This window comes from Pseudoalteromonas sp. ESRF-bin5, assembly GCF_002632075.1.
GTDB classification, from domain to species: Bacteria; Pseudomonadota; Gammaproteobacteria; order Enterobacterales; family Alteromonadaceae; genus Pseudoalteromonas; species Pseudoalteromonas marina.
This window is the reverse complement of record NZ_NTLW01000133.1, coordinates 1-5,412: the sequence shown is the minus strand read 5'-3', so window position 1 is coordinate 5,412 and position 5,412 is coordinate 1. Positions and strand designations below refer to the sequence as shown.

Below are 5,412 nucleotides of genomic sequence, written 5' to 3'. Positions count from 1 at the left end.
TCTATTATTCCGGTAGATACAAAACTTGCCCGCGGTATAGACCGCATATTACCTAAATTTGAAGGTCGCTTTGAGGCCATAGCTGTTCGCGTTCCAACAATTAATGTAACGGCCATGGATTTAAGTGTAACGGTTAATGCCGATGTAGATTTAAAGGCCGTTAATAATGCACTTAAAGCACAAGCAAAAGATAGACTCGAAGGTATTTTAAGTTACACCGAAGAGCCGCTTGTATCAGTTGATTTTAATCACGATCCACATTCTTGTATTATTGATGGCACACAGACACGAGTTAGTCACAAACGGCTGATAAAGTTACTTGTTTGGTGTGATAATGAGTGGGGATTTGCAAATCGTATGCTCGATACCGCGCGTGCGATGGTTGCAGTAACTCAGTAACTTTTTATATTACTATAATAATTTAAACGTATTTTTCAGGTTCAGTATCGTTAACTAAGGAGATATTCATGTCGGTCATAAAAATGGCAGATTTAGATTTAAACGGCAAACGCGTATTAATTCGTGAAGATTTAAATGTACCAGTTAAAGCAGGTAAAGTGACGTCAGATGCGCGTATTCGTGCTGCACTACCTACTATTAAATTAGCCCTTGAGAAAGGCGCTAAAGTAATGGTTATGTCACACCTTGGCCGTCCTACGGAAGGGGAATACAACGAAGAATATTCGCTCGCCCCTGTAGCTGATTACCTAAACGACGCGCTAGCGCAAACAGTGCGTCTTGAAAAAGACTACTTAAATGGCGTAGATGTAGCTGATAACGAAGTGGTTGTATTTGAAAACGTGCGCTTTAATAAGGGCGAGAAGAAAAACGACGAAGCGTTATCAAAACAACTTGCAGCTTTATGTGATGTATACGTAATGGATGCCTTTGGTACAGCTCACCGCGCACAAGCGTCTACTCATGGTGTTGGTTTATTTGCTGATGTTGCCTGTGCAGGCCCATTACTATCGGCTGAACTTGAAGCATTAGGAAAAGCACTTGATAATCCAGCTCGCCCATTAGTGGCTATTGTGGGTGGTTCAAAAGTTTCGACTAAACTAACTGTACTAGATTCACTGTCTAAAATTGTTGACCAGCTAGTAACTGGCGGCGGTATTGCTAATACGTTTATTGCAGCTGCAGGCAATCCGGTAGGTAAATCACTTTTTGAAGCTGATTTAATGGATGAAGCAAATCGTTTATGTGCAGCAGCGAAGGCAAACGATGGTGAAATTCCAGTTCCTACGGATGTAGTGGTAGGTAATGAATTTTCAGAGTCAGCAGTTGCTACGCTTAAAGATGTAAGCGAAGTGACTAGCGACGATATGATTTTTGATATTGGCCCAGATACCGCCAGCCAACTTGCTAAAATTATTGCAAATGCAGGCACGGTAGTATGGAATGGTCCTGTAGGTGTATTTGAGTTTGATCAGTTTGGCAACGGCACACGTGCTATTGCTCAAGCAATTGCTAATTCAAACGCATTTTCAATTGCGGGTGGCGGTGATACTTTAGCTGCAATTGATAAATACGGCATAGCCGATAAAGTTTCTTACATTTCTACCGGTGGTGGTGCGTTCTTAGAGTTTTTAGAAGGCAAAAAACTTCCAGCAGTAGAAATGCTAGAGTCACGCGCTAAATAAAGTTATTTAGCCGTGTAAAGTGAGGGGAAACCCTCACTAATCATTAATTATTAAATACCTCTCACCCTAATTTAATAATTAATGTGTACGAAGCTTAACTGCAGAGCAGTGGGTTTCGTGGTGTTATTTAAACGCCAAACTAACATATCCGTTCAAACTAGATGGCAGTGAAATGCTATCGATAAATTGGAGAATACCCAATGGCTTTAATCAGTATGCGACAACTTTTAGATCATGCAGCTGAGCATGGTTACGGCGTACCCGCTTTTAACGTGAATAACCAAGAGCAAATGCGCGCAATAATGGAAGCGGCTGACAAAACAAACAGCCCAGTAATCGTTCAAGGATCAGCAGGCGCTCGTGCTTACGCCGGTGCTCCATTTATTCGCCATATGATTTTAGCTGCCGTTGAAGAGTGGCCACATATCCCTGTCGTAATGCATCAAGATCACGGCACCTCGCCCGGTGTTTGTCAGCGTTCAATTCAACTTGGTTTTTCATCAGTAATGATGGATGGCTCGTTAATGAGCGATGGTAAAACGCCTTCAAGTTATGAATACAACGTTGAAGTTACTCGCGAAACAGTGGCTATGGCACATGCGTGCGGTGTATCGGTTGAGGGCGAGCTAGGTGTATTAGGTTCACTTGAAACGGGTGAAGCGGGCGAAGAAGACGGTGTAGGCGCAGAAGGTAAATTAACAACTGATCAAATGCTAACTGATCCTGAAGAAGCAGCTGACTTTGTAAATAAAACCCATGTTGATGCGCTTGCGATTGCATGTGGTACATCGCACGGGGCTTACAAATTTACGCGCCCACCAACAGATGATATTTTAGCAATTGATCGCATTAAAGCCATTCACGCACGTATTCCTAACACGCATTTAGTAATGCATGGATCGTCGTCGGTACCACAAGAATGGCTAGAGATCATAAACCAGTACGGTGGCGAAATTCCTGAAACCTACGGTGTACCAGTTGAGCAAATTGTTGAAGGTATTAAGCACGGTGTTCGTAAAGTAAATATTGATACCGATTTACGTTTAGCGTCTACCGGTGCTATTCGTCGTCATATGGCGCTTAATCCATCTAACTTTGATCCACGTAAATACCTAGCAGAAGCTACAAAAGCGATGACAGAGATTTGTGTTGCGCGTTACAACTCGTTTGGAACGGCAGGACAGGCTGGTAAAATTAAACCAATTTCTCTTGATGACATGCACCTTAAGTACTTAAGCGGCGAGTTAGCACCACAGATTAAATAATCGATCGATTAAACAGATCAATGTGTAAAGGCCAGTAATATTATTACTGGCTTTTTTATTGCCTGCCAATAGCAGATCATGCAATTACCAACGGTATCAATTGGGATCACTCATTTACTAACACAGGTTGTATTGGATCATTACTTTACTAAGTAAACGTAATTTTTAGCTTTATTTAGCATTAAAAATAATCAGATCTTTTTTTATTTGTACAAACAATCAACAGCTTAACTTTTTGAGTAGGTAGAGTATTGATCTCAACATTGATCGCCTTGGTAAAAATCTGATCTTTAAAGTGAAGCTTAGTAAAATCCAGATCTATTAAAAGCTAAGTAAATACAAACAAAGGCAGACTTAGTAAAGCAATGATCTGAGTATTCGATCATATTTAAAGTTTAGTTTTTGTAAGTACTAAAAATGTCTTTATTCAATTTTTAAAATATATAAATTTGTGACAGGAGTGAGATTTTTATTATTAATTTGGCTTTTTTTTACCCCGATTTTAATTTACACGTTACACTTTCATAAAAATGTAATACTTAGTCATAATAATGAAAACTTATTCGATAGCTTAAGAGATAAATTGGAATGTCACGTAAAGTACTAGTCGTAGACGACGAAGCGCCTATCAGAGAGATGCTTGTTTTTGTATTAGAGCAAAATGGATTTCAGGCAATTGAAGCTGAAGATTATGATTCTGCTATTGCTGCAATGGTTGAGCCTTACCCTGATATGGTATTGCTTGATTGGATGTTGCCTGGCGGAAGCGGTATTCAAATTGCTAAAAAGTTTAAGCAAAACGAACACACGCGCCAAATACCTATTATTATGCTTACAGCTCGCGGTGAAGAAGAAGACAAAGTACGCGGCTTAGAAGTAGGCGCTGACGACTACGTAACTAAACCGTTTTCGCCAAAAGAATTAATGGCGCGTATTAAAGCGGTTATTCGTCGTGTGTCGCCAACCTCTTTAGAAGAAGCAATTGAAGTGCATGGCTTACGCTTAGATCCTATTTCTCATCGTGTTACTTCTGAAGGAAATGAGCTTGATATGGGCCCTACAGAGTTTAGGCTCCTTCACTTTTTCATGACTCACCCTGAACGGGTTTACAGCCGTGAACAATTGTTAGATCATGTGTGGGGAACCAATGTGTATGTGGAAGACCGTACTGTTGATGTTCATATTCGCCGTTTACGCAAAGCAATTGGCCCGTTAGGACACGATCGTTTGGTTCAGACCGTGCGTGGTGCAGGGTACCGTTTTTCAAGTAAACTATAACCTACTTAAACACCAGCTTAGTTTTATACGTGTATAACTACTCTAAGGTAAAGTGAGTGTATGTATCGAGTTGTTAATAAGCAGGCGTTAATAAAACGTCTGTTTATCTATTTTTTACCCTTACTATTAATTGGTGTGCTAGTTGGCGCACCTTTTTTGCTTTTATTTTTAGGCTCTTTTTCACTTCTTGTTTGGCATTATCATCAATTATACCGTTTAAGCGATTGGCTTTTAAATCAGCGCAGTTTTAACCCCCCTGAAGGCGAAGGTGCATGGGAGCAAGTGTTTGAAGGCATTTACCACCTGCAACACCGTAACCGTAAAAAACGAAATGAATTGGCCGATTTAATTAGGCGTTTTCGTGATGGGGCCGAAGCAGTACCCGATGCTGTTATTGTGCTTCAAACCGATTTAAGCATTGTGTGGTGCAATCAGCTGGCGCTTAAGGTATTGGGGCTGCAGTGGCCTACCGATCATGGGCAGCGCTTAGATAACTTGATACGCGAACCTAAGTTTGCAAAATATATGCATAAAGGTGATTTTGACGAAGCACTAGAACTTGATAATGGCCATGCTATTGAACAAGTGCTTGAGTTTAGGGTAATGCCCTATGCAACTACGCAGTTAATGGTTGTGGTGCGCGACGTAACCCGTTTAAAGCAGCTTGAACAAATGCGTAAAGACTTTGTTGCCAATGTATCGCATGAGCTGCGTACGCCGCTTACGGTGGTTACAGGTTACCTTGAAATGATGGACAGCGACAACTTACCGCCTCCTGCAATGTGGAATAAAGCACAATCTACCATGCTTGAGCAGTGCAAACGCATGGACAGTTTGGTCAGCCAGTTATTATCCCTTTCCCGAATAGAAGGTTCACGCCGACAAGATAACGATAAAGCGATTAATGTACCTCAGTTACTTGGTTATATTCAAACAGAAGCCCAGTCTATTAATCAAGACAAAGGCCACGAATTACTCTTTGATATAGATAACACACTCGACATAAAAGGCTCTGAAGATGAGCTGCGTAGTGCGTTTTCTAATTTAGTCTTTAATGCTATTCATTACACTAAACCTGGCGGAAAAATACAGGTTAGCTGGCTTCGTAAAAATAATACCGCTTGTTTTACTGTTGTTGATAACGGTGATGGCATTGCTGCAGAACATATTAATCGACTGACTGAGCGGTTTTATCGTGTGGATAAAGCACGAAGCAGAACCACAGG

At 40.9% G+C, this 5,412-nt stretch carries 4 protein-coding genes and 1 pseudogene; all 5 read left to right on the top strand.

Annotated features, from left to right (window positions below; genetic code table 11):
- A pseudogene (locus BCG07_RS07145) lies at window positions 1-399 on the top strand (erythrose-4-phosphate dehydrogenase); the annotation flags it as partial.
- A 68-nt stretch (window positions 400-467) separates the two neighbouring features.
- A complete protein-coding gene (locus tag BCG07_RS07140) occupies window positions 468-1,643 on the top strand; it encodes a phosphoglycerate kinase (RefSeq protein WP_006791867.1) in 1,176 nt (391 codons plus the stop codon).
- Between the two features lie 200 nt (window positions 1,644-1,843).
- Window positions 1,844-2,908: a class II fructose-bisphosphate aldolase gene (gene fba, locus BCG07_RS07135; protein WP_006791868.1), complete on the top strand. Its 1,065-nt coding sequence runs from the start codon at window positions 1,844-1,846 to the stop codon at window positions 2,906-2,908.
- A 588-nt stretch (window positions 2,909-3,496) separates the two neighbouring features.
- Window positions 3,497-4,186 carry a phosphate regulon transcriptional regulator PhoB gene (gene phoB, locus BCG07_RS07130; RefSeq protein WP_006791869.1) on the top strand — a complete coding sequence of 230 codons (690 nt, stop codon included), beginning with the start codon at window positions 3,497-3,499 and terminating at the stop codon, window positions 4,184-4,186.
- Between the two features lie 60 nt (window positions 4,187-4,246).
- A partial coding sequence (phoR, locus tag BCG07_RS07125; protein WP_286889535.1) for a phosphate regulon sensor histidine kinase PhoR occupies window positions 4,247-5,412 on the top strand: 1,166 nt, incomplete at its 3' end.